The 21,081-nt window shown below is 70.7% G+C and carries 29 protein-coding genes; 19 read left to right on the top strand and 10 right to left on the bottom strand.

Annotated features, from left to right (window positions below; translation table 11 throughout):
• Nucleotides 1-47: 47 nt before the first annotated feature.
• A complete protein-coding gene (locus tag AB0I04_RS35730) occupies nt 48-359 on the top strand; it encodes a hypothetical protein (protein ID WP_360894836.1) in 312 nt (103 codons plus the stop codon).
• 95 nt (nt 360-454) lie between these two features.
• On the opposite strand, the gene AB0I04_RS35725 is transcribed toward AB0I04_RS35730, so the two are convergent.
• The gene (locus AB0I04_RS35725; RefSeq protein WP_360894833.1) at nt 455-1,786 is read right to left on the bottom strand and encodes a nicotinate phosphoribosyltransferase; all 1,332 of its coding nucleotides are present in this window, start codon (nt 1,784-1,786) and stop codon (nt 455-457) included.
• Between the two features lie 32 nt (nt 1,787-1,818).
• On the opposite strand from AB0I04_RS35725, the gene clpS reads away from it, so the two are divergent.
• The 15 genes from clpS to AB0I04_RS35650 all read left to right on the top strand — a co-directional run bounded on the left by clpS (nt 1,819) and on the right by AB0I04_RS35650 (nt 11,249).
• Entirely contained in the window at nt 1,819-2,109 is a 291-nt protein-coding gene (clpS, locus tag AB0I04_RS35720; RefSeq protein WP_360894830.1) for an ATP-dependent Clp protease adapter ClpS, read from the top strand.
• Between the two features lie 3 nt (nt 2,110-2,112).
• Nucleotides 2,113-2,649, top strand: a complete 537-nt coding sequence (locus AB0I04_RS35715; RefSeq protein WP_360894828.1) for a DUF2017 domain-containing protein — start codon at nt 2,113-2,115, stop codon at nt 2,647-2,649.
• Between the two features lie 104 nt (nt 2,650-2,753).
• Nucleotides 2,754-3,701, top strand: a complete 948-nt coding sequence (locus tag AB0I04_RS35710; protein ID WP_360894825.1) for a sensor histidine kinase — start codon at nt 2,754-2,756, stop codon at nt 3,699-3,701.
• Between the two features lie 51 nt (nt 3,702-3,752).
• Nucleotides 3,753-4,184 carry a M67 family metallopeptidase gene (locus AB0I04_RS35705; RefSeq protein WP_360894822.1) on the top strand — a complete coding sequence of 144 codons (432 nt, stop codon included), beginning with the start codon at nt 3,753-3,755 and terminating at the stop codon, nt 4,182-4,184.
• A gap of 194 nt (nt 4,185-4,378) precedes the next feature.
• A complete protein-coding gene (locus tag AB0I04_RS35700) occupies nt 4,379-4,651 on the top strand; it encodes a MoaD/ThiS family protein (protein ID WP_360894819.1) in 273 nt (90 codons plus the stop codon).
• A 1-nt stretch (nt 4,652) separates the two neighbouring features.
• Nucleotides 4,653-5,600 carry a cysteine synthase gene (locus AB0I04_RS35695; RefSeq protein WP_360894816.1) on the top strand — a complete coding sequence of 316 codons (948 nt, stop codon included), beginning with the start codon at nt 4,653-4,655 and terminating at the stop codon, nt 5,598-5,600.
• Between the two features lie 86 nt (nt 5,601-5,686).
• On the top strand, nt 5,687-6,070 hold the full coding sequence (locus AB0I04_RS35690) for a hypothetical protein (RefSeq protein WP_360894813.1): 384 nt from the start codon (nt 5,687-5,689) through the stop codon (nt 6,068-6,070).
• A gap of 2 nt (nt 6,071-6,072) precedes the next feature.
• Entirely contained in the window at nt 6,073-6,636 is a 564-nt protein-coding gene (locus AB0I04_RS35685) for a nucleotidyl transferase AbiEii/AbiGii toxin family protein (RefSeq protein WP_360895039.1), read from the top strand.
• Nucleotides 6,585-6,737: a hypothetical protein gene (locus AB0I04_RS35680; RefSeq protein ID WP_360894810.1), complete on the top strand. Its 153-nt coding sequence runs from the start codon at nt 6,585-6,587 to the stop codon at nt 6,735-6,737. Before AB0I04_RS35685 ends, AB0I04_RS35680 begins: the two co-directional genes overlap by 52 nt.
• A 104-nt stretch (nt 6,738-6,841) precedes the next feature.
• Nucleotides 6,842-7,624: a thioesterase family protein gene (locus AB0I04_RS35675; protein ID WP_360894808.1), complete on the top strand. Its 783-nt coding sequence runs from the start codon at nt 6,842-6,844 to the stop codon at nt 7,622-7,624.
• A gap of 105 nt (nt 7,625-7,729) precedes the next feature.
• On the top strand, nt 7,730-8,548 hold the full coding sequence (murI, locus tag AB0I04_RS35670; RefSeq protein WP_360894806.1) for a glutamate racemase: 819 nt from the start codon (nt 7,730-7,732) through the stop codon (nt 8,546-8,548).
• Between the two features lie 11 nt (nt 8,549-8,559).
• Nucleotides 8,560-9,309 carry an MBL fold metallo-hydrolase gene (locus AB0I04_RS35665; protein ID WP_360894803.1) on the top strand — a complete coding sequence of 250 codons (750 nt, stop codon included), beginning with the start codon at nt 8,560-8,562 and terminating at the stop codon, nt 9,307-9,309.
• A 37-nt stretch (nt 9,310-9,346) separates the two neighbouring features.
• Nucleotides 9,347-10,066, top strand: a complete 720-nt coding sequence (gene rph, locus AB0I04_RS35660; RefSeq protein ID WP_360894800.1) for a ribonuclease PH — start codon at nt 9,347-9,349, stop codon at nt 10,064-10,066.
• The gene (gene rdgB / locus AB0I04_RS35655) at nt 10,063-10,647 is read left to right on the top strand and encodes an RdgB/HAM1 family non-canonical purine NTP pyrophosphatase (RefSeq protein ID WP_360894797.1); all 585 of its coding nucleotides are present in this window, start codon (nt 10,063-10,065) and stop codon (nt 10,645-10,647) included. Before rph ends, rdgB begins: the two co-directional genes overlap by 4 nt.
• Nucleotides 10,648-10,811: 164 nt before the next feature.
• A complete protein-coding gene (locus AB0I04_RS35650; RefSeq protein ID WP_360894794.1) occupies nt 10,812-11,249 on the top strand; it encodes a hypothetical protein in 438 nt (145 codons plus the stop codon).
• A 170-nt stretch (nt 11,250-11,419) separates the two neighbouring features.
• On the opposite strand, the gene AB0I04_RS35645 is transcribed toward AB0I04_RS35650, so the two are convergent.
• Entirely contained in the window at nt 11,420-12,148 is a 729-nt protein-coding gene (locus AB0I04_RS35645; RefSeq protein WP_360894791.1) for a maleylpyruvate isomerase family mycothiol-dependent enzyme, read from the bottom strand.
• 622 nt (nt 12,149-12,770) lie between these two features.
• Between AB0I04_RS35645 and AB0I04_RS35640 the strand changes: the two genes are divergently transcribed.
• The 3 genes from AB0I04_RS35640 to AB0I04_RS35630 are packed head-to-tail and all read left to right on the top strand — an operon-like array spanning nt 12,771 to nt 14,267.
• Nucleotides 12,771-13,286 (top strand): SigE family RNA polymerase sigma factor, encoded by a 516-nt coding sequence (locus tag AB0I04_RS35640; protein ID WP_360894788.1) that lies wholly within the window; start codon nt 12,771-12,773, stop codon nt 13,284-13,286.
• The gene (locus tag AB0I04_RS35635) at nt 13,279-13,737 is read left to right on the top strand and encodes a hypothetical protein (protein WP_360894785.1); all 459 of its coding nucleotides are present in this window, start codon (nt 13,279-13,281) and stop codon (nt 13,735-13,737) included. The genes AB0I04_RS35640 and AB0I04_RS35635 overlap by 8 nt, the downstream gene beginning before the upstream one ends.
• A 17-nt stretch (nt 13,738-13,754) precedes the next feature.
• Entirely contained in the window at nt 13,755-14,267 is a 513-nt protein-coding gene (locus AB0I04_RS35630) for a ribosomal protein L7/L12 (RefSeq protein WP_360894784.1), read from the top strand.
• Between the two features lie 42 nt (nt 14,268-14,309).
• Here the strand turns inward: AB0I04_RS35630 and AB0I04_RS35625 are convergent, their stop codons facing one another.
• From AB0I04_RS35625 to AB0I04_RS35590, 8 genes are all read right to left on the bottom strand, one after another.
• On the bottom strand, nt 14,310-15,233 hold the full coding sequence (locus AB0I04_RS35625; protein WP_360894781.1) for a sensor histidine kinase: 924 nt from the start codon (nt 15,231-15,233) through the stop codon (nt 14,310-14,312).
• Nucleotides 15,230-16,105, bottom strand: a complete 876-nt coding sequence (locus AB0I04_RS35620) for an MEDS domain-containing protein (RefSeq protein ID WP_360894778.1) — start codon at nt 16,103-16,105, stop codon at nt 15,230-15,232. The genes AB0I04_RS35625 and AB0I04_RS35620 overlap by 4 nt, the downstream gene beginning before the upstream one ends.
• 114 nt (nt 16,106-16,219) lie before the next feature.
• On the bottom strand, nt 16,220-16,723 hold the full coding sequence (locus AB0I04_RS35615; protein WP_360894776.1) for a flavin reductase family protein: 504 nt from the start codon (nt 16,721-16,723) through the stop codon (nt 16,220-16,222).
• 28 nt (nt 16,724-16,751) lie between these two features.
• Nucleotides 16,752-17,342 (bottom strand): NAD(P)H-dependent oxidoreductase, encoded by a 591-nt coding sequence (locus tag AB0I04_RS35610; RefSeq protein ID WP_360894774.1) that lies wholly within the window; start codon nt 17,340-17,342, stop codon nt 16,752-16,754.
• Nucleotides 17,343-17,421: 79 nt separating this feature from the next.
• Nucleotides 17,422-18,528 carry an LLM class flavin-dependent oxidoreductase gene (locus tag AB0I04_RS35605; protein ID WP_360895036.1) on the bottom strand — a complete coding sequence of 369 codons (1,107 nt, stop codon included), beginning with the start codon at nt 18,526-18,528 and terminating at the stop codon, nt 17,422-17,424.
• Nucleotides 18,522-19,520, bottom strand: coding sequence for an ABC transporter substrate-binding protein (locus tag AB0I04_RS35600; protein WP_360894771.1), 999 nt, complete (start codon nt 19,518-19,520; stop codon nt 18,522-18,524). The genes AB0I04_RS35605 and AB0I04_RS35600 overlap by 7 nt, the downstream gene beginning before the upstream one ends.
• Complete coding sequence (locus tag AB0I04_RS35595; RefSeq protein ID WP_360894769.1) at nt 19,517-20,266, bottom strand: ABC transporter ATP-binding protein; 750 nt, start codon at nt 20,264-20,266, stop codon at nt 19,517-19,519. Before AB0I04_RS35595 ends, AB0I04_RS35600 begins: the two co-directional genes overlap by 4 nt.
• A complete protein-coding gene (locus AB0I04_RS35590; protein ID WP_360894766.1) occupies nt 20,239-21,063 on the bottom strand; it encodes an ABC transporter permease in 825 nt (274 codons plus the stop codon). The genes AB0I04_RS35595 and AB0I04_RS35590 overlap by 28 nt, the downstream gene beginning before the upstream one ends.
• Between the last annotated feature and the right edge of the window lie 18 nt (nt 21,064-21,081).

The raw sequence follows: 21,081 nt of genomic DNA, 5'->3' as shown, positions 1-21,081 counted from the left end.
AACGCTGCGGATTGAGGAATCGCAGGCGTCGCGGAAACGGGGTCATCATGCACGAGGTAACGAGAGACGGGTCTCAGGAGTGGGGCGAGCAGCGTCTGCTCGCCGAGCTCGTCGAGCTTTCGGTCGAGACGGCACCGCGTCGGTTCGCTCTGGGACTGCTGGATATCCAGCAGGACGACGGCGCCGTGGTGGGGTGGGGCCTGGACTTCGGCAATGAGGCCATCGCCTATGTCCCGACCGGCGGCTCCTGTCAGAGGCTCATCCGTGCCGAGACCGCGGACCGTGCGCGGCGGCTGGTCGCCCGGCGCGCCGACGTACGACTCATCTGGCTCGACTCGCCCGTGCCGCAGGAGCCCTGACGCCGAACGGTGTCGGCTGATCCCCGGTACTTGCTGCGTATGGACGCGCAGCAAGCACCGGGGATCAAAGCTGTTTCCGCTGGGGTGGGGCCTCGTCAGGAGCCGTTGACGAAGGTTGTCGGGATGGCGACCTCGCCGCGGGACAGCTGGAACGCTGACGGGGGGAGCTCCGACAGGGCGCGTTCGTGGCGGTCCCGTGCCTCGGACAGGGGCTCGCGGGCGACGATCTCGCCGTCGACGACGAGGGGCGTCAGCAGCGGCCGGTCGTACGGGCCCGGGGTCGGCTCGCTCGTCGCGACGACCTCGGCGCAGGCTCTGCCCTTCTCGTCGCGGTGGCGGACCGCCCACTTGCGCCCGCCCTTGCTGGGCTTGCCGACCGAGGCCTTGGCCACCGGGCGCAGCGGCCCGTCGTCCGTCTGGGCCCGGGCGACCAGCTTGTAGACGAGCGACGCGGTCGGCGCGCCGGAGCCGGTGACCAGCGATGTGCCGACGCCGTACCCGTTGACGGGGGAGGCGGCGAGGGCGGCGATCGAGTACTCGTCGAGGTCGCCCGTGACGATGATCCGGGTCTTGGGCGCGCCGAGGTCGTCGAGCTGCTCGCGGACCTCTCGGGCCATCTCCTTCAGGTCGCCGCTGTCGATGCGGACGGCGCCGAGCTCCGGTCCGGCGAGCTCGACGGCGACCGCGACCGCTCGTGGGACGTCGTAGGTGTCGACGAGCAGGGTCGTCCCGGCGCCGAGCGCGTCGAGTTGCGCCTGGAAGGCATGGCGTTCGCTGTCGTGCAGCAGAGTGAAGGCGTGCGCGCTGGTGCCGGCGGTGGGAACGCCGTAAGTGCGCCCTGCTTCGAGATTCGATGTGGATCGAAAGCCGGCGAGGTAGGCTGCGCGAGCGGCGGCCACGCCGGCCATCTCGTGCGTGCGCCGAGATCCCATTTCGATGATCGGGCGGTCGGCGGCGGCGCGTACCATTCGGGAGGCAGCGGAGGCGATCGCACAGTCATGGTTGAGGATCGACAGCGAGAGCGTCTCGAGGATCACCGCTTCGGCGAAGCTGCCCTCGACGACGAGGATCGGCGAGCCGGGGAAGTAGCAGTCACCCTCCGCGTAGCCCCAGATGTTCCCGGAGAACCGGTACGACTCCAGCCACGCGGCGGTCGGCTCGTCGACGATGTTCTGGGAGGTGAGGTACTCCAGCTCGGGTCCGCTGAACCGGTACGACTCCAGTGCCTCGAGCAGCCGTCCCGTCCCGGCGACGACGCCGTAGCGGCGGCCGTTCGGCAGCTGCCGGGCGAAGACCTCGAAGATCGCTCGGCGGTTCGCGGTGCCGGCGGTCAGGGCACCCTGGAGCATGGTGAGTTCGTAGCGATCGGTCAACAGCGCCGTCGAATGATCCACGAGGGGCAGATTACGGTGTGGTGTGTAGACCATGTGCGGGCAGCACCCCGGAAGGAGGCACTGAGGTGACAACGGCTCCCGTCGAGCTTGATCGGCCGGACGCCGCCGAAGACGTACGTCCGGACCGTCCGTGGGTGTCGATCGTCTGGAATGACCCCATCAACCTGATGTCGTATGTGACGTACGTGTTCCAGAGCGTGTTCGGCTATTCGAAGAAGAAAGCCGAGAAACTGATGCTCGATGTGCATCACAAGGGCCGTGCCGTCGTCTCGAGCGGCACGCGCGAGGAGATGGAGCGGGACTGCGAGATCCTGCACTCCTACGGCTTGTGGGCCACGGTCCGGCAGGATGTCTGAGTTATGAACACCTGGTTCACGCGGGTCCACGGCGGTGACGTACGGCTGAGGATGACGCGGGAGGAGGCCTCCGTCGTCCACGCGCTGGTCGCCCAGCTACTCGATCTGCTCGGCGGTCCCTCACCCGGCATGCGGGACGACGGCCTGCCCAACCTCAGCTTCTCGGAGAACACCACCGTCTCCGACGATCCGGTGCTGGCCCGGCTGTTCCCCGACGCCTATCAGGATGATCAGGCGGCGTCGGCGGAGTTCCGGCGCTACACCGAGGGGACCCTGCGCGACGACAAGCGGGCGGCCGCCGAGCTGGTGCTCAAGACGCTCGGCGAGGGCGGGGACATCCTCCTGGACGCCGAACAGGCCCAGGTGTGGCTGCGGTCGCTCAACGATCTGCGCCTCGCCCTGGGAACCCGCCTGGAGATCACCGAAGAGTCGCTCGAGCGGAACCGCTCGCTGGACTGGAACGATCCGCGCTCCGCGCCCTTCGCCGCCTACGACTGGCTCACCTATCTCCAAGAGGACCTTGTACGAGCCCTTTGGTAAGCATCGTCCGTGGATGATGGTTGATTGGCCGGTTATCTCTCTTTCGTCGCCGATCGCCTTGGTATTTTGGCGTCGCCGCCGGACCCGAGCAGGGAGGAACGGGTGTGACCGCCACCGACTCCGTCGATGTGCTCGTCCACCGAGCCCTGCTCTACGGCCATGAGGACGAGTTCCTCGCCGTGACGCTCCCCTTCCTGCGTGAGGGCGTGTCCCAGGGCGGCCGCCCGGTCGTGATCAGCGAGCGTGCCCGGCTCTTACGCCGCCGGCTCGGCCGCCAGGCCGCCCGGATGGAGTTCATCGACGCGTCCCGCTGGTTCGGCGCGCCGGCCCGCACCCTGACGGCCTACCTCGCGCACGCGCGCGAGGACTGGTGGCCGCGGGGCCCGCTGTACCTCGTCGCGGAGCCCGTATGGCGGGCCCGCACCCGGCCGGAGATCCGGGAGTGGGGCCGGCTGGAGTCGCTGCTCAATGTGGCGTTCGCCGACACGCCGACCCGTCTCCTGTGCGCCTACGACGTGCGCTCGCTGCCGCCCGAGGCCGCCGAGGACGTGAGCCGTACCCACCCCGAGCTCGTCGGCGCCACCGGGAGCCGGCACAGCACGCTGTTCACCGACCCGGCGGTCTTCTACGCCGAACGCAACCGGACCCCGCTCTCCCCGCCCGCCGAGCCGGTGATGAGCCGGGGGTTCGCGGGCGAGGACCTGACCGGGCTGCGGGCCTTCGTCGCGGCAGCGGCGGACCGCCACGGGCTGTCCCGCGAGCGTTCCCTCGCCCTGGTGCAGTCGGTCAACGAGATCGCCGCGTACGTCGTACGTAGCGGCGGGGGATCCGGATCAGTGTGGATATGGTCCGCGGACGGCACGCTGATCTGCGACGTCATGGACGCCGGCGCGCCCCTCGACGACCGGTTCCTCGGTTACTTCCCACCCACGCCGTACCGGCCCGCGGGCGCCGGCATGTGGGCGGTCCGGCAGCTGTGCGACCTGGTGGAGATCCGCTCCGGGGCCGACGGCTCGGTCGTCCGGCTGCACATGGGGCGCGATCCCCGCTGACCCGTACGCCTGCACGATCTGGCCGACGGTGGCCGTCGATACGCTGTGCGCATGCTCACCATCGAACGGGCCATCGTCGACCAGATCGTCGCTCACGCGCGCGCCGACCACCCGGACGAGGCGTGCGGCGTCGTCGCCGGAGCCGTCGGCTCCGACCGGCCGTCCCGGTTCATCCCGATGGCGAACGCCGAGCGTTCCCCGACCTTCTACCGATTCGACTCGATGGAGCAGTTCAAGGTGTGGCGGGAGATGGACGACCGCGACGAGGAGCCGGTCGTGATCTACCACTCCCACACCGCCACGGAGGCCTACCCCTCCCGCACGGACCTCTCCTACGCCTCGGAGCCGAACGCGCACTACGTGCTGGTGTCCACCCGCCACGACGACGAGACGGAGTTCCGCTCCTACCGGATCGTCGACGGCAAGGTGGATGAGGAGGAGGTCCGCGTCGTCGAGTCGTACGAAACGGACTCGGTAGACTGAGCCCCGTGACGACGATGACGGAGCGCCTGACCCGGGCTCGGCTCGTCACGCCCGTGCAGAACTTCCTCTTCGGCCACTGCCGCGCCGAAGTCGTCTACGACTGTCGCCAGGGCTGACTCCCCCAGCCCGGAATCCCCGCGCATCCGGCCGCGTTGAGCCATGCCGGGACCGTACGACGAAGGAGCACACTCGCGATGGCGATCGAAGTTCGCATTCCGACGATCCTGCGTAACTACACCGATGGGGCGAAGGCGGTCGAAGGTGGCGGCGCCACCCTCGACGAGCTGTTCGCCGACCTGGAGGCCCGGCACCCTGGCCTGCGCGCCCGGCTGGTCGACGAGAAGGGCCTGCGGCGGTTCGTCAACGTCTACCTGAACGACGAGGACGTCCGCTTCCTGGGCGGTCTGGAGACCAAGGTCTCCGATGGCGACACCGTGACGGTGCTGCCCGCCGTCGCCGGCGGCTGACGTGCGCTTCGACTCCCTGCTCGACTCTCTCGGCCGTACGCCGCTGGTCGGGTTGCCCCGGCTGTCACCCTCTCCCGAGGTGCGGTTGTGGGCGAAGCTCGAGGACCGCAACCCGACCGGCTCGGTCAAGGACCGCCCCGCCTTCTGGATGATCGCTAAGGCGGAGAAGGAGGGGTTGCTCGCCCCGGGCCGGACGATCCTGGAGCCCACCTCCGGGAACACCGGCATCTCCCTGGCGATGGTGGCCAAGCTGCGCGGCTACGACATCGTCTGCGTGATGCCCGAGAACACCTCTTCCGAGCGACGGCAGCTGCTGGAGATGTGGGGCGCGCGCATCATCTTCTCCCCGGCGGCCGGCGGCTCCAACGAGGCCGTGCGCGTCGCCAAGCGCCTGGCGGAGGAGAACCCCGACTGGGTGATGCTCTACCAGTACGGCAACGAGGCCAACGCCCGCGCCCACTACGAGACGACCGGGCCCGAGCTGCTGGACGACCTGCCGTCGATCACCCACTTCGTCGCCGGGCTGGGCACCACCGGCACGCTGATGGGCGTGGGCCGCTACCTGCGGGAGCAGGTTCCCGGCGTGGCGATCGTGGCCGCCGAGCCGCGGTACGGCGAGCTGGTGTACGGGCTGCGCAACATCGACGAGGGCTTCGTGCCCGAGCTGTACGACGAGTCGGTGCTGACGACGCGCTACTCCGTGACGTCGGCGGACGCCCTGCGGCGCACGCGTGAGCTGCTCGCGCAGGAGGGCATCTTCGCCGGCATCTCCACCGGGTGCGCGCTGCACGCCGCGCTCGGCATGGCGAACAAGGCCGTCAAGGCGGGCGAACGCGCCGACATCGCGTTCATCGTCGCCGACGGCGGCTGGAAGTACCTCTCGACCGGCGCGTACGGCGGCACCCTGGAGGAGGCCGAAGAGCGCCTCGAAGGCCAGCTCTGGGCCTGACCACACGAATCACGGGCGCTTACCGAACTCGAAAGCAGTTTCGGTAAGCGTCCGTGTACGTTCCGTGTCCTTGGCATACTGGGCCCATGCCCAAGACGTTGGCGAGCTGGACGGAGCACCTTCCCCGTTGGATCCCACGGTCGTTGTCCGACCTGCACGGTCCACGTGAAGGTGTCGTCGATCTCCCTCTGGACCTGTGCTGGTCGGGACACACGCGCTACGACGTGGGACGCTTCCGCCAGCGGGTCGCGCTCTACAACCTGGTGATCGTCCAAGGACTGCAGGATCACTACCCCGCCTTCTTGAATCCGGATCACCTCATCGACGCTTGGCCGCTGCTGCATCGGCGGGTGGCCGCTGGCTACGTCGAGGCGTGGGAGGGCCGTTTCCCCGAGCTGGCCAGGCGAGGAGCTTCTCCTGAGGCTTTCGCCGCCGCCCGCGCCAAGTGGGAAGCGGCCACGTGGGCCTGAACATGCCGCCGTTTCATCGGCGGATCATCGAGGCAGGGCTCGATCTATGCGAGGCATACGGGTTATTCCTGGCGGGCGGATACGCGATGCGGGCCCATGGGCTGGTCGACCGGCCGAGTAAGGACATCGACTTTGCGACCGACCACCCGCTCCCGGTCGACGAGCTGACCGCTCGGGTTGTAGCGGGGTATCGGGCAAAGGGCTTCGCTGTCGAGGCCAAACCGGGGAATTACCGATTCGCCCGTCTCCTCGTCAGCGACCCGCAGACCGGAGAGGTCTGCGAAGTCGACCTGATGAAGGCCTCGCTCCGAGTGAGCCCCATCGTGGTGGACTCCTGTCCCGTCGTGGGTTTCGACGACGCGGTCGGTCTGAAGATGCGGGCTGTTCACGACCGAGGGATCGCGCGTGACCTCATCGCGCCGCGTCGCTCGCCGGCCAATACAGCTTCGAGCGACTCGAGTGGCTCTGCCGCTCGCATGAGCGGGACTTCTCTCTGCACCGGCTGGTCTCACGGTTGGAGGCGGCCGAGTTCCTCGACGACCAGGAGTTCCAGGGCTACGGGCTGACGCTGGACGAGGTGCGGCGGGTGAAGCGGTTCGCGGCGGAGTGGGCGCAGGACATCAACCTGCGGCTGCTGGAGGAGGAAGAGGTCGACCTCAACCTCTGACGCAGTGTGGCGATCGTCCCATATGGGCTTCTTGTCGCGGTTGTTGGCCACTGGGCCGGTAGGGTATCGACCGAATGCGGTTCTACTCGGCGATGAGGTGGGGAATGAGCGGCTTCGCTGCGGCCACGGCGATACGGCAGGTGGCGGACGGGTGCTACGTGGTCGACCTCGACGGGGACTACGGCTTCGAGCGTGCGCTCAACGGCGGCTACCTCATGGCGGTGCTGGCCCGCGCGGCGATCGGCGAGTCCGCGCACCCGCACCCGATCGCCACCAGCGCGAGCTTCCTTCGCACCGTGGCGGCGGGGCCCGCCGAGGTCCGGGTCGAGCCTCGCAAGACCGGGCGCACGGCCACGGTGGCCCGCGTCATCCTCGCTCAGGAGGGCCAGGACCGGGTCGAGGCGCTCATCACCACCGGCACCCTCGACGGTGACGCGGAGCCCGACTACTCGGTCGGTCAGGAGAAGATCCCCCCGGTCGAGGAGTGCGTGACGTTCGACGCCGACAACGGCTTCACCCGGCGGATCGACCTGCGCTACGACCCCGCCACCATGGGCTGGCTCGACGGGCGGCCCAGCGGTGTGCCCGAGATACGCGCCCACCTGCGGCTGCGCGAGCCGTACGACCCCGACGGCGTCCTCCTCGCGCTCGCCGTCGACGCGCTGCCGCCCGTGGTGCTCAACATGAGCGCGTCCGGCTGGGCGCCGACCGTCGAGCTGACCTGGCACATGCGCGCCGTCCCCGCACCGGGCTGGCTGGCCGTCCACGGCCGGGGCCGTCTCGTCAGCGACGGATGGTTCGACGAAGAGGTCGAGGTCTGGGACTCCACCGGACGACTCGTCGCGCAGAGCCGGCAGATCGCCCGCGTCGGCCGGGGCCGCTCTTAAGAGCCCGCGCGGAATGGATGCGCTCTTAAAGCACTGGAAATCACAGTGTGATGTGCGGCGCATCGGGCCACCGATGCATCGGAGGTCTCTTAGCCTGTTGGGATCATGTCTGACGCGCCAATTGGGATCTTCGACAGCGGAGTCGGCGGCCTGACCGTCGCCCGCGCCATCCTCGACCAGTTGCCGAACGAATCGCTGATCTACGTCGCCGACACCGCGCGGTTCCCGTACGGCCCGAAGCCGATCGCCGAACTCCGCGCCTACGCCCTCGAGGTGCTCGACCACCTCGTGGCCGAGGGCGTGAAGATGCTCGTGATCGCCTGCAACAGCGCCAGCTCCGCCGTGCTGCGCGACGCCCGGGAACGCTACGACGTCCCGGTGGTCGAGGTGATCCTGCCGGCCGTGCGCGCCGCGGTCAGCGCCAGCCGTACGGGCCGCGTGGGGCTGGTGGCGACTCCTGCGACGGTGACCAGCAGATCGTACGAGGACGCGTTCGCCGCTGCGCCTCATGTGACACTGACAAGTGTCGCGTGTCCGCGTTTTGTAGAGTTCGTGGAGCGGGGCATCACCATGAGCGACGAACTCCTCGACGTCGCGCGCGGCTACCTTCGGCCGGTTCTCGATGCGGGGTGCGACACCCTCATCCTCGGCTGCACGCATTACCCGCTGCTGACCGGCGCCATCTCATACGTCGCCGGTGACGGGGTAACCCTCGTATCAAGCGCCGACGAGACCGCCAAGGACGTCTTCCGGGTGTTGCACGACCGTCGCCTGGCCCGCGCGGAGGGTTCTCCGGAGCCCGGCCACCGGTTCCTGGCGACTGGAGACCCGACGCCGTTCGGCGTCCTCGGCCGCCGCTTCCTCGGCCCGGAGATCGGGCTCGTCGAATCCGCGATCGTCGGCATTCCGTCCACCGCTCGTTAGGAGGTCGGCCCGTGCGGCTCACGGTGATCGGCTGTTCAGGGAGCTTCCCCGGTCCGGACAGCCCGGCGTCCTGCTATCTCCTAGAAGCCGACGGCTTCGCGATCCTGCTCGACCTCGGCAGCGGAGCCCTCGGTCCGCTGCAGCGCCACATCGGGCTGTACGAGGTCGAGGCCGTCCTGCTGTCCCACCTGCATGCCGACCACTGCCTGGACCTTTGCGGATACTGGGTCGCCCGCACGTACGCGCCGGGAGGTCCCAAGCCGCGGATCCCGGTGTACGGGCCGGAGGGCGTGGCCGACCGGATGGCGCGGGCGTACGACCTCGACCTGGACCCGGGGATGCGCCAGGCGTTCGACTTCCACACGCTGCGCCCCGGCGCGTTCCGGCTCGGGCCGTTCACCATCACGACGGCGCCGATGAGCCACCCCGTCGAGGCGTACGGCTTCCGCGTCGAGCACGACGGCACGGCGATCGCCTACTCCGGCGACACCGGCGAGTGCGACGAGCTCGTCGAGCTGGCCCGCGGGGTCGACCTGCTGCTGGCGGAGGCGTCGTTCCTCGATCGGCCCGATCTCCCCCCGGACCTGCACCTCAGCGCCCGTCAGGCGGGGGAGCACGCCGCCCGGGCGGGCGCGGGGAGGCTCGTCCTCACCCACCTTGTCCCCTGGAACGATTCAGCGAGCATCCTCGCCGAGGCCAAGTCCAGCGGCTACGGCGGCCCGATCGAGCTGGCCGCCCAGGGCGCCGTCTACGAACTCTGAACCTGTCCGGCCCGGCGGTCTCGATAGGGTGACGTTCATGGCTCGCCCCGACGGTCGGTCAGCCGACCAGCTTCGTCCCATCCGTATCCACCGTGGCTGGCTCACCCATGCCGAGGGTTCCGTGCTGGTGGAGTTCGGCCGCACGCGCGTGCTGTGCGCCGCGTCCGTCCAGACCAGCGTGCCGCGCTGGCGGCGCGACTCGGGGCTCGGCTGGGTGACGGCGGAGTACGCGATGCTGCCGCGCGCGACCAACACCCGCAACGACCGCGAGTCGGTCAAGGGCAAGATCGGCGGTCGCACGCACGAGATCTCGCGTCTCGTCGGCCGGTCGCTGCGGGCCTGCGTTGACTACAAGGCGCTGGGGGAGAACACCATCATCCTCGACTGCGACGTGCTGGAGGCCGACGGCGGCACCCGCACCGCCGCGATCACCGGCGCGTACGTCGCCCTCGCCGACGCGGTGGCCTGGATGCGCGGCCGCAGGCTGTTGAAGACCAGCCCCCTCGTCGGTTCGGTCGCGGCGGTCAGCGTGGGCGTCATCGACGGCGAGCCGCGGCTCGACCTGTGCTACGAGGAGGACGTCGCCGCCGAGACGGACATGAACGTCGTGTGCACGGGCGACGGCCGCTTCGTCGAGGTGCAGGGCACCGCCGAGGGCCAGCCGTTCGACCGCGCCGAGCTCGACGCGCTCGTCGACCTGGCGGCGGGCGGGTGCGCCGAGCTCACCCGAATCCAGCAGGAGGCCCTCGCCTCATGAAGATCGTCCTCGCCACGCGCAACCAGGGGAAGATCGCCGAGCTGCGCCGGATCCTGGACGGCATCGACGTGATCGGGCTCGAGGAGTTCCCGGACGCGCCGGAGGTCCCCGAGACCGAGCTGACGTTCGCCGGAAACGCGCTGTTGAAGGCGCGCGCGATCGCCGCGCACACCGGGCTGCCCGCCGTCGCCGACGACTCCGGCCTGTGCGTCGACGCCATGAACGGCATGCCGGGCGTGTTCTCCGCCCGCTGGTCCGGCGGGCACGGCGACGACCAGGGCAACCTCGACCTGCTCCTCGGGCAGCTGTCCGACGTGGCGCCCGAGCATCGTGGCGCCCGGTTCGTCTGCGTGGCCGCCATCGCGTGGCCCTCGGGCGAGGAGGAGACCGTCGAGGGCCGGCTGGACGGCGTCGTCATCGCCGTGCCGCGCGGCACGGGCGGCTTCGGCTACGACCCGATCTTCGTGCCCGAAGGCGACACCCGCACGACCGCCGAGATGGCGCCGGAGGAGAAGGACGCCATCAGCCACCGTGGCAAAGCGTTCGCGGCCCTCGCGGACCGTATCCGTACGCGACCGTAGGGCCTGGGGCCCAATCGGCCCGCGGGAAGTTGAGCCCTGGGCCTCTACCTTCGGTCGGCCGCCGCGGCGATAGTCGATGGGTATCCAACCCATCACTCACGGCTGCACCATGCCCGCCGACCTGCGGGGGTTCGGGCCGTGATCTTCGACGAAGGAATCGCCAAATGCGGAAACCGGCTGTGATCGTCGCCGCTGCCATCGCCGTCATCGGGGCAGGAGCGTCGACGGCGTCCGCCGCCACCATTGCCGCCAAGCCCAAGCTGCCGCACTCGTGGGACCTGGGGAAGAAGGTCAAGCCCGCGGACGCCCGGACCAAGGGGCACTGGGCCCGCAAGGACAGGACCTTCACGATCACCGGGAACATCCAGGACTACAGCCCCGGCGACACCGGGGTGGCGAGCGTGATCGTTCGCGTCAAGCTCTCCGGCAAGGCGCAGAAGGCGGCGAAGTACCGCACCGACACCCCGAAGGGCCGCACCTTCACGGTCAAGTACACCGTGAAGAAGGTCACCCAGGTGGGCAAGGTGACGATCTCCGTCCAGAAGTGCCTGGACACGGCGGCCGGCGACCACCTCTGCAGCAAGGAGACCCCGGTCAAGTGACCGGCCGTCCACCGGCGCGCCACTGAGGCGGCCGCTGACCGTCGCCGACAGAGCCCGGATGACCGCCCCGAGGGGCCGGTCATCCGGGCTCTTCGCATGTCCGGCCACTGTCAGCCGGTGCTCTCTTCCGGCCGGTCCGCGGGGAGCAGGCGGTCCACGGGTTCCGTGGATCAGCGGGTGGCGGTGGCGAGGGCGGCGCGTAGTGCGGCCGCTGACTGGCGGTCGCCGCACACGCGTACGGCGTCGTCGGCACGGCGCCCCCACAGCCACAGGTAGACGGCGACCGGGTCGCCGATCACGACCGCGTCGGCGTCGTCGGGGAGCTCCCGGGTGACCTCGGCCGCCGCGGGCCGGAGCGTGACCCGCCACACGTGCGATCCGGCCGCGACGCCAACGGTGCGGACCGGGCCGTGCGTCTCGTCGTCGCCCCGGCGATGGACGAGGAACAGTGACAGGACCTCGTCGGCGCCGTCGGCGGCGAATCCCGCGTCGATCGGGCCGATCGGGCCGTACGCCGTCTCGACGTCCACGCGGTGCACGGTGATCTCGTGCGCCATGCGCCGCCACCAGAATCCGACGGTGTGGTCGTCCGGCGACCAGGTGTCGCAGGGCTCGTCGGGGCGGTGCCCGCTCAGCTCGTCGTGCAGTTCGGCGGCTCCGGCGCGGAACCACCCGACGACATCCCCGTCCGGTGGCTCGCGCTCCCAGACCTCCGGCCGGTGCTGCCCCCGGACCCAGCCGAGGACCACGCGGTGCACGCTGCCCAGGTGCCGGAGGATCTCGCCGACGTTCATACCGGGGCAGGTCGGGACCGGCGCGCCGAGGTCGCGGTGGGCGGCGAACGCGGCGAGGTGCGCGCTCTCGGCCCGCAGCCGGGTGAGGAAGTCGGAAGGCTCCATCGCAACAAGCCTGGCCGGTCGCGCCGACTCCGTCAAAGACCATGACAACCGATCGACCCGGAGGAGGGGTTGAGGGGGGTGTACGGAAACGAAGGGATCTTTCAATGACCGATCGCAGACGTCGCCGGACGACATTCACTCTCGCCGGGGCCGGCGCGGCCGTCGCCGTGCTCGCGGGCGTATGGGCGGGCGGCGCCGCCATCGCCGGGAGTTCTGACCACAAGACGAAGAACGTCGCCGACTCCTCCAGGCTCCCGTCCGCCAGGCCGACGCAGACGGCGGTCCCCGTGCCGACGCCGACGAGAGTGCCGACCGCGAAGCCGACCAGGCCCGGGAAGCCGCGACCCACCCCGACGAAGGTGCCGCACCCCCGGCCGACCTGCGTCGCCGTCGTACCGCCGTCGCCGACGCCTACGGGTAAGCCGCGGCCCACGACGGCTCCCGGGAAGCCACGGCCGACTGCGCCTCCCGGGAAGCCGCGACCGACCACGGCTCCCGGGAAGCCGCGGCCGGTGCCGACGAGCCCCCCGGAGTGCGGGCCGTCCCCGACGCCCGTTCCGTCCATACCGGGCCGGGGATAGGTGGGACACTGTCCACCCTGAGCCGTGAGGAGGCCTGCGGAGTGAGTGGTGACGAGCTCACGTTCGACGAGTTCGTCACCGCCTCCGCGGGCCGCCTGCTGCGCACCGCGGTGTTCCTCGTCTACGACCGGCACCTCGCCGAGGACCTGCTGCAGACCACGTACGAGCGGGTCGCGCGGCGCTGGGCGCGGATCCTGCGCGGCGGGCATCAGCCGGAGGCGTACGCGCGCAAGGTGCTGGTCAACCTCGCCATCGACCACCACAAGCGCCGCAAGAGGCGGCCCGATCTCCTCGTCGGCGGTACGGGCGATGTCGAGCGGATCACCGGATCGCGTCCGATGTACCACGACGCGGGCGGAGCCCCGCTCGACGACGTCCTCGCGACGCTGCCCGTCAAGCAGCGGGCCGTGGTGGTGCTTCGCTACTGGTGCGACCTGAGCGAACACGAGATCGCGGAGGCGCTCGGCATCTCCCGGGGCACGGTGAAGAGTCATACGTCGCGGGCGATGGCGGCGCTGCGGCGGCAACTGGCGGAGGAAGGAGCGGCTCATGAGTGACGACCTCGATGCCCTGCTCCGCGAGCATTACCGGCGCGCGGCCGAGGGCATCCAGCCGGACGCCGAGCTGATCGAGCGTTACCGAGGTTCGGCGACGCCGAGGAGGACCGTCCCCGCGTGGCCGCGGATGCTCCTCGCGGCGGCGGCGGTCGCCGGCATCGCCCTGCTCGCCTGGGGACTCCTCAAGCCCGATCACCCCGGTCGGCGCAGCGTGCCGCTGGCTCCTCCTCCCGCGACGGCCGTGCCCTCACCGTCGACGACGCCCTCGCCGGCGCCGACGACCACCCCGTCGCGAACCGAGGCGCCTCCCCATCCACGGGCGACGAAGCCACCGGGGGCCCGCCGAAAGGTCACGGTTCCGCCGACCCCGAGCCCCACGCACCCGGGCATCCCGACGCCGAACGCGTCACCGACGAGGCTCCCGAACGCGCCGCGACCGACACATCACTGATCTGCCACAATCCAGGCATGGGTGCCGTGGTGATGTTGATCGGTCTGGCCGGTGTCGTCTTCGTCGTCGTTCTCGTCATCGTGGTCGTCGGCGTCGCCAGGAACTCGAGCTCGTCCCGGCCGCCGACCGGACCCGTCCCGCCAATGGGTGCAGCCATGCCGCCGATGGGTGCGCCCCTGCCGCCGATGAGCGCGCCGATGACGCCGATGGGCGTGCCGATGGCGGTGCCGGCCGCGCTGCAGGCCCGGGTGCGCGTCCTCCTGGGGGAGAACAAGCCGATTCTGGCGATCAAGGAGGTCCGGCAGGCGACCGGGCTCGGGCTCAAGGAGGCCAAGCAGATCGTCGACGCCCTGCGCAGCGGTCCCCTGCCCGAACCGGGTCCGTACGTACCCGGCGGGCCCGGTAGCGTCGCCGAGCGGGCCCGGCAGATCCGCGACACCGGTGATTTCGCCGGCGCCGTCGCGCTCGTCCAGGCGGAGACGGGCATGGGGGCCGAGGACGCGGAACGCTTCGTCGCGGCGCTCGGCTGACGAGGAGCCGTACGCACGGGACCGCCGACCGACGACAAGGGGTCAGCGGCAGGGGACGTGCAGCCGGACCGTCGTCCCGTCCGGGCCGGTGCGCAGCTGGACCAGTGCGCACAGCATGCGAACCCCCCACAGCCCGAAGCCCGACAGGGAGGCGGGGTCGGGCGGGACGAAACCGGGGACCGGGTCCGGCTGCCAGTGACCCGCGTCGGTCACCTCGACGATCAGGTCGTCGTCGTCCCGCCACATCTGGCAGCTGATCGGGGCCCGGCCGTGCCGGATGGCGTTGGTCGCGACCTCCGTCGCCGCGACCAGCAGGTCGTTGATCCGGGGCCGGGACATGCCGTGGTGGCGGGCGTGGCCGCCGATGAAGGAACGCAGCGGGCTCAGGTCCATATCGTCGATCGGGAGCCGGACCGCGCCGGGCGGCGGGGAGGGCAGCGGATCGCGGTCCACCTGCGCCTGGACGACCGCCGGGTCGAGGTAGGCGTCATTACAGCGCGAGCAGGCGCCCTCCATGAGCCGGGGATGGGTGCGCAGCGCGCCGTCGAGCAGCCCGGGGTCGGTGGTGCGCCGATCGTAGAGGCACAGCACCGAGGCGCTGATGTCGGCGAACGCCTGGTTGATGATGGACTCGTATCTCGTCCACTCGGATATCTCGGCCGCGGTCCCGGTCGCCCAGCCGGGCTCCGCGACGACCCTGATCCGGGCGGTGGCGTTCTCGGCGATGAACGAGCTGTAGTTGGCGATGGTGCGCGTCGGCTGGACGTACCAGGAGGCGGAGTCGGCGAACTCGACGGCGTCGGAGTCGGTGCCCAGGGCCTGACGCAGGCAGGAGAGATTGGGTGCCGTCCCGACCGTGAGCACCGCCTCACCCGCGCCGAGGCCCTCCTGAACGAACGGCACGACCATGTCCAGGATGTCCTTCTCGTTGTCGTACATCAGGACCTGGTGGATCAGTCGCGTCATCGGGCCTCACCATTGCCGATCTCCAGCCATGGCAGCAGCCGGCTGCTTACGAGCTCGACGATGTCCGCCAGGTGAGCGGACGGGTTGTCGAGGACGACCCGGGCGCCGACGTGCATCGCGACACCCGCCATCATGCTGAGCGCACCCAGGTCGACGAATCGCAGGTCGGCGAGGTCGAGGTGCACGTCACCACCACGATCGATGACCTTCCGCAGCGACTCGGCGAACACCGCGTGCCGCGCGCCGTCGAGCTCGCCACTGAGACGCAGGCCACGTGGCCGGAACGTCGGCGTGATGCTCAGGATTCCGTCGTCGAAGTAGGGATCGGCGCCCACGAGCACCTCGTGCCTCTCCTTCAGCGCGGTGAGTTCTTCTGGTGTACAGGAACGCGCGTCGACCTGGCATATCGCGATGGCCATCGTACTCGGGGAGATCGCGGCGTCCACCCGGGCCTCACACTCGAGAACGCCGTCGCGGCCCCGCTCCTGCTGGAACGCCCAGGTCATGTCGACCGTAAAGCGAACGCCGCGGAAGCGCTCCGTCTCCGCCCGCTCGAGGACCTTCTGCAGGGTGGTGCTCATCCGCGCGGGGTCGAACACGCCACGGGTCAGGCAGGTCTCCGCCTGCGGCAGGATCGCCAGCTGCCCGCTGCGGAGGTAGGACTCCGGGTCGAGCCGGTAGCGCGACCGCAGGTCGGGCAGGTCGTCCGGCCCGGCGTCGGTGATGTAGATGACCTTGTCGGATCCGGCGAGACCGTCGTGGAGGAAGGCACCCACCACATGTTCCTGCTCCTCCCGGTCGGCGTAGGAGAACCACGCGTGGTCTCCGGGCAGCAGCTCTCCGACGGATCTTTGGGCGAACCAGCGCTCCATGTGCCTCCTCCCGCGCAACGTCGGCAGGTGGCCTCTACCTTACGGCGAACGACGCAGGGTGACGACGTTTTCACAGAAACCACTGGCGTCGAAACTTTCAGTGAAACCCGCCGGTCATCCTGGGTGCGGGCTGAACCGGCCGTACCGGCCGCGGTGGTAGAGCAGGGGCACGCCCGGCGCGCCGAGACCGGTGTCGACGACCAGCCCCACCACGAGCCAGTGGTCCCCCATCGCGACCGTGTCGTACGGCTCGCAGAGCAGGTGCGCGGCGGTCCCGTCGAGGATCGGCACGTCACCCGGCCCGGCGTGCCACGACGTCGGCGGCGCGAACCGGTCGATCCCGCGCCCGGCGAACCGGGACGCGATCTCCGCCTGGTCGGTCGCCAGCACGTTGACCGCGAAGGTCGGCGCCTCCCGCAGGTCCGGCCAGGTCGTCGACGTACGCCCGACGCAGAACGACACCAGCGGCGGATCGAGGCTGACGGAGGTGAACGAGGTGGCCGTCAGCCCGGCGGGTCCCGGCCCGGTCACCACGACCACGCCGGCGGCGTGCCGGCCCAGTGCCCGCCGGAAGCTGTCCCCGTCCACCACGGGGGTCTGTCCCACGCGTGTGCCCATCACCGTTCGCCTCCTCACCGAGGGACGGTCACCAGACGGCCTCGGGGAGGCGTACGGTCGCCGCCCATTCGGCCAGAATCTCGTCCAGGCGGCCGAGGTCGGCCTCGACCACGGCCAGTCCCGGCGTGGGGACGCTCGCGCCGAGCTCGACGAGCAGCGGCCTCAGGTGGACCTCGACCGCGAGCGCGTGCCGGGGCGACCCCATCACCAGCAGCGGCAGCGCGGTCACGCCGGACAGGGACGGCACCCGGTCGAGGAACGCCTTGAGCAGGCCGGTGTAGGTGCCCTTGTAGGTCGGGCTGGCCACGATGAGGAGGTCGGCCGAGGCGACCTTCGTCACCGCGTCGTCCAGCCGCGGGGACGGAGCCCGGCTGAACAGCCGATCGGCGAGCTCCGTCAGGTCCACCGTCTCGGGCGTGGTCCCCGGGGCGATCGCCCGAGCCGTACGGGCGGCGACGGTGTGCGTCCGCGATTCCGGGCGCGGGTTTCCGACCAGCACGACGACCCGCGTCCCGAGGCGCGGCGGGACCCCGTCGGAACCCGCCGCGAGCCCGTTCCGCGACGGACCGTCCCCGTTCGCGACCGTTCGGTCGTCACCCACGCCGTGTCCCTCGCTCATGCCGTCTCTCCCACTCGTGTACGGGGCGCCCTCGGTCGCCACTCCCATGTGCGAACGGCGTCGCGTCCCCGCGGCCCGCTCACGCCGCCTCCAGGAGACCGCGGCGGGCCAGCTCGGGCAGGACGCCTTCGCCGAACCAGTACGCCTCCTCCAGGTGCGGATAGCCGGAGAGGATGAATTCGTCGATGCCGAGCGCGGCGTACTCCTCGATCCGCTCGGCGACCTGGGTGTGGCTGCCGACCAGCGCGGTGCCGGCGCCGCCCCGTACGAGGCCGACGCCCGCCCACAGGTTCGGGTGGATCTCCAGGTCGTGGCTCGATCCGCCGTTCCGGAAGTTCTCGTGGAGGGCGCGCATCCGCTGCTGGCCGACCGACTCGCTGCGCGCGAGCCCCTTCTGCGCCGCGGCGATCTCGGCCGGGTCGAGGTCGTCGAGCAGCCGGTTCGCGGCCGCCCAGGCCTCTTTCGCCGAGTCGCGGGTCACGACGTGCAGCCGGATGCCGAATCGCGGCGTACGGTCCTCCTTCGCGGCCAGCTCCCGGACCCACTCGATCTTGTTCCGCACCTGCTCGGGTGGTTCGCCCCATGTCAGGTAGACGTCCGCGTGCCGCGCCGCCACGGGGCCCGCCGCGCCGGACGACCCGCCGAAGTACAGCCGGGGCGCGGGGTCCGGCGCCTCGCGCACGGTGGCGCCCTCGACGTCGTAGTAGATGCCGGAGAAGTCGAACGGCGTGCCGCTCCACGCGCCGCGCAGGATCGACAGGAACTCGTCGGTGCGCGCGTACCGCTCGTCGTGCCCGAGGTGGTCCCCGAACCGCGCCTGCTCGGTGGTCTCCCCGCCGGTGACGATGTTGAGCAGCAGCCGCCCGCGGGACAGCCGCTGGTACGTCGCGGCCATCTGCGCGGCGAGCGTCGGCGACAGCACGCCGGGACGGAACGCCACGAGGAACTTCAGCCGCGTCGTCTCGCGGGTCAGCGCGGCCGTCGTCAGCCACGCGTCCTCGCACAGGGTGCCGGTCGGGGTCAGCACGCCCTCGAAGCCGAGCTGTTCGGCGGTACGGGCGATCTGCGCGAGGTACTCGATGTCGGGCTCGCGCTGCACCCCGCGTACGTCGGCGCCGTGGCCGCCGCCGACGAGGGTGCGGCCGTCGCCGCTCGTGGGCAGGAACCAGTGGAACGCGGTCACGATGATCCTCCAGGGACGACGTCGTTGAAGCGGGGGTCGACGAAGTCGGCGAACTTCACCCGGCCGGGCAGCAGCTTCGCGTCGGTGAACGCGTCCGCGAGGGACTGCTCCGCGCCGGTCACGGTCGCGTCGAGCCGTACGGGCCGGGTGACCCGCCGGTCGACGGCGACCTGCGCGACCGGCAGGGGCAGGCCGATCTCCCGCGCCCAGGTCTGCGCCCACTCCGTCCGGTGGGTCGCGGTCCAGACGTACGCGCGGTCGACGCGGGCCAGGTAGTCGCGCAGCGCCGCGACCTTGGCCTTGTCCTTCAGCGCCTGGGCGGAGGCGACGGTGAAGTTGTAGTTGCTGGTGAACCCGTCGCCACTGACGAGAGTGCGGGCGCCGGTCTGGGCCTGCGCCTGGGCCTGGTACGGGTCCCAGATCGACCAGGCGTCGACCTTGCCTCCGCTGAACGCCGAGAGGGCGTCGGCGGGCTGGAGGTACTGCGGCCGGACGTCGGTGAAGCCCAGCCCCGCCTTCTTCAGCACGCCCAGCAGCAGCGCGTGCGCCGAGCTGCCCTTGGCCAGCGCGATCCGCTTCCCTTTCAGGTCCTGGATCGTGCGGATCGGGGAGTTCTTCGGCACGAGGACCGCCTGGGCCCGCACGTCCTGGGAGCCCGCGCCGATCACGGTGATCTTCGAGCCGGCCGCGGCGGCGAAGATCGGCGGCGTGTTGCCCACGCCGCCGACATCGATCGCGCCCGCGTTCGCGGCCTCGAGCAGCGGGGGACCGGAGGTGAACTGCGACCAGGTGATCTTGTACTTGACGCCGGACAGCTCGTGCGCGGCCTCCAGCATCACCTGCACTCCGGCCTTCTGGTCCCCCACGTGGAGGGTGACCTTGCCCAGATCGACCGAGCCGTCCTTACGGATCGCGGCGTCCGTGCCGCTCCCCGAACCCCCGCAGCCGGCCACCGCCACGACGGCGACGCTCAGCACGGCGAGAAGCCTCTTCATCGGTTGTCCTCTTTCACTCCGAGCCGGCCGAGGAGTTCGGTACGCAGCTCGATCAGGTCCCCGGCGGACCGCGGGCGGGCGACGCCGACGTGCGTCTCGTGCGCGATCCGGCCCTCACCGAGGACGAGCACGCGGTCGGCGAGCCGGAGCGCCTCGTCCACGTCGTGGGTGACGAGGAGCACGCTCAGGCGGCCTTCGTCCTTCCCTGTCCACAGGTCCAGCACGAGCCGGTGCATGGTGATCCGCGTCAGCGCGTCGAGCGCGCTGAACGGCTCGTCGAGCAGCAGCAGGTCGGGTTCGCGGACGAGGGCACGCGCCAACGAGGCGCGCTGCGCTTCGCCGCCGGACAGCGTGAGCGGCCACGCCTTCGCCAGGCCGGTCAGCCCGACCTCCTCCAGGGCGGCGTACGCCGCCTCCTTCGGCCGGTCCAGGCCCAGCGCCACGTTGTCGATCACGCGTTTCCACGGCAGCAGCCGCGGCTCCTGGAAGGCGACCGCGACGGTCCCGTCGACGGTCAGCGCGCCGGTCGCCTCGGGGTCGAGACCGGCCAGCGCCCGCAGCAGCGTCGACTTGCCCGAACCGCTGCGTCCCAGCAGCGCCACGAACTCGCCCCGCTCGATGTCGATGTCGAGGCCGTCGATGACGGTCCGCTCGCCGAAGACACGGGTGAGGCCACGAACGCTCGCGACACGCGTGGCCTGAGCCGGGCCGGCCGTTGTCACGCGGGTTGGAAGGCTCGTCGCCATGCGAGGGCCCTCCTCTCGATGAGCCGTACGAGGGCGTCGGTGAGCAGGCCCAGCACGCTGTAGACCACGAGCCCGACGACGATCACGTCGGTGCGCATGAACTCCCGGGCGTCGTTGATCATCCAGCCGAGGCCGGCGTCGGCGTTGACCTGCTCGGCGACGATGAGGGCCAGCCAGGCGATGCCGAGGCTCTGCCGGAGCCCGACCAGCGCCTGGGGGAGCGCGCCGGGCAGGATGACGTGCCGGATCAGCGCGGCCCGGCCGAGCCGCAGCGTCCGGGCGGCCTCGGCGAGCCTGCCGTCGACACCGCGGATACCGGCGTAGGTGTTGAGGTAGAGCGGGAAGGCGACCCCGAGGGCGACCAGTGCGATCTTGGGCGTCTCGCCGATGCCGAACCACAGGATGAACAGCGGGATCAGGCCGTAGAACGGCAGGGTCCGCAGCATCTGCATCGGCGGGTCGACGGCGTTCTCGCCGAGGCGGCTGAGCCCGGCGACGAGCGCGAGCGCGACTCCGGCGGCCGCCCCGATGAGGAAGCCGATGGCGACGCGCTGGAGGGAGACGGCGATCGCCTCCGGGAGGGTCCCGGCCTCGGTGAGGTCGATCGCCGTACGGGCGATCTTCACCGGCGCGGCGATGAGGCGTTCCGGCAGCAGGCCGGACGAGCCGGCGGCCTGCCAGAGCAGGATGAGGACGAGCGGGCTGATGAGACGCGAGAGTCCGGAGGCCCGTGGGACGCGTGCCCACGGCCGGGCAGCCCGGCGCGCCTGCCCCAGATCCAGGGCGGGTGAGGACATGAGATGTGTGACCTTCGT

This window comes from Actinoallomurus sp. NPDC050550 (assembly GCF_040655075.1).
GTDB lineage: Bacteria > Actinomycetota > Actinomycetes > Streptosporangiales > Streptosporangiaceae > Actinoallomurus.
This window is presented reverse-complemented; position numbering and strand designations above follow the sequence as displayed.

Coding starts and splice junctions, on each gene's coding strand:
- AB0I04_RS35730 (WP_360894836.1), top strand. CDS start 48: ATGCACGAGGTAACGAGAGACGGGTCTCAGGAGTGGGGCGAGCAGCGT.
- AB0I04_RS35725 (WP_360894833.1), bottom strand. CDS start 1,786: ATGGTCTACACACCACACCGTAATCTGCCCCTCGTGGATCATTCGACG.
- AB0I04_RS35715 (WP_360894828.1), top strand. CDS start 2,113: ATGAACACCTGGTTCACGCGGGTCCACGGCGGTGACGTACGGCTGAGG.
- AB0I04_RS35705 (WP_360894822.1), top strand. CDS start 3,753: ATGCTCACCATCGAACGGGCCATCGTCGACCAGATCGTCGCTCACGCG.
- AB0I04_RS35700 (WP_360894819.1), top strand. CDS start 4,379: ATGGCGATCGAAGTTCGCATTCCGACGATCCTGCGTAACTACACCGAT.
- AB0I04_RS35690 (WP_360894813.1), top strand. CDS start 5,687: ATGCCCAAGACGTTGGCGAGCTGGACGGAGCACCTTCCCCGTTGGATC.
- AB0I04_RS35685 (WP_360895039.1), top strand. CDS start 6,073: ATGCCGCCGTTTCATCGGCGGATCATCGAGGCAGGGCTCGATCTATGC.
- AB0I04_RS35675 (WP_360894808.1), top strand. CDS start 6,842: ATGAGCGGCTTCGCTGCGGCCACGGCGATACGGCAGGTGGCGGACGGG.
- murI (WP_360894806.1), top strand. CDS start 7,730: ATGTCTGACGCGCCAATTGGGATCTTCGACAGCGGAGTCGGCGGCCTG.
- rph (WP_360894800.1), top strand. CDS start 9,347: ATGGCTCGCCCCGACGGTCGGTCAGCCGACCAGCTTCGTCCCATCCGT.
- rdgB (WP_360894797.1), top strand. CDS start 10,063: ATGAAGATCGTCCTCGCCACGCGCAACCAGGGGAAGATCGCCGAGCTG.
- AB0I04_RS35650 (WP_360894794.1), top strand. CDS start 10,812: ATGCGGAAACCGGCTGTGATCGTCGCCGCTGCCATCGCCGTCATCGGG.
- AB0I04_RS35645 (WP_360894791.1), bottom strand. CDS start 12,148: ATGGAGCCTTCCGACTTCCTCACCCGGCTGCGGGCCGAGAGCGCGCAC.
- AB0I04_RS35635 (WP_360894785.1), top strand. CDS start 13,279: ATGAGTGACGACCTCGATGCCCTGCTCCGCGAGCATTACCGGCGCGCG.
- AB0I04_RS35630 (WP_360894784.1), top strand. CDS start 13,755: ATGGGTGCCGTGGTGATGTTGATCGGTCTGGCCGGTGTCGTCTTCGTC.
- AB0I04_RS35625 (WP_360894781.1), bottom strand. CDS start 15,233: ATGACGCGACTGATCCACCAGGTCCTGATGTACGACAACGAGAAGGAC.
- AB0I04_RS35620 (WP_360894778.1), bottom strand. CDS start 16,105: ATGGAGCGCTGGTTCGCCCAAAGATCCGTCGGAGAGCTGCTGCCCGGA.
- AB0I04_RS35615 (WP_360894776.1), bottom strand. CDS start 16,723: ATGGGCACACGCGTGGGACAGACCCCCGTGGTGGACGGGGACAGCTTC.
- AB0I04_RS35610 (WP_360894774.1), bottom strand. CDS start 17,342: ATGAGCGAGGGACACGGCGTGGGTGACGACCGAACGGTCGCGAACGGG.
- AB0I04_RS35600 (WP_360894771.1), bottom strand. CDS start 19,520: ATGAAGAGGCTTCTCGCCGTGCTGAGCGTCGCCGTCGTGGCGGTGGCC.
- AB0I04_RS35595 (WP_360894769.1), bottom strand. CDS start 20,266: ATGGCGACGAGCCTTCCAACCCGCGTGACAACGGCCGGCCCGGCTCAG.
- AB0I04_RS35590 (WP_360894766.1), bottom strand. CDS start 21,063: ATGTCCTCACCCGCCCTGGATCTGGGGCAGGCGCGCCGGGCTGCCCGG.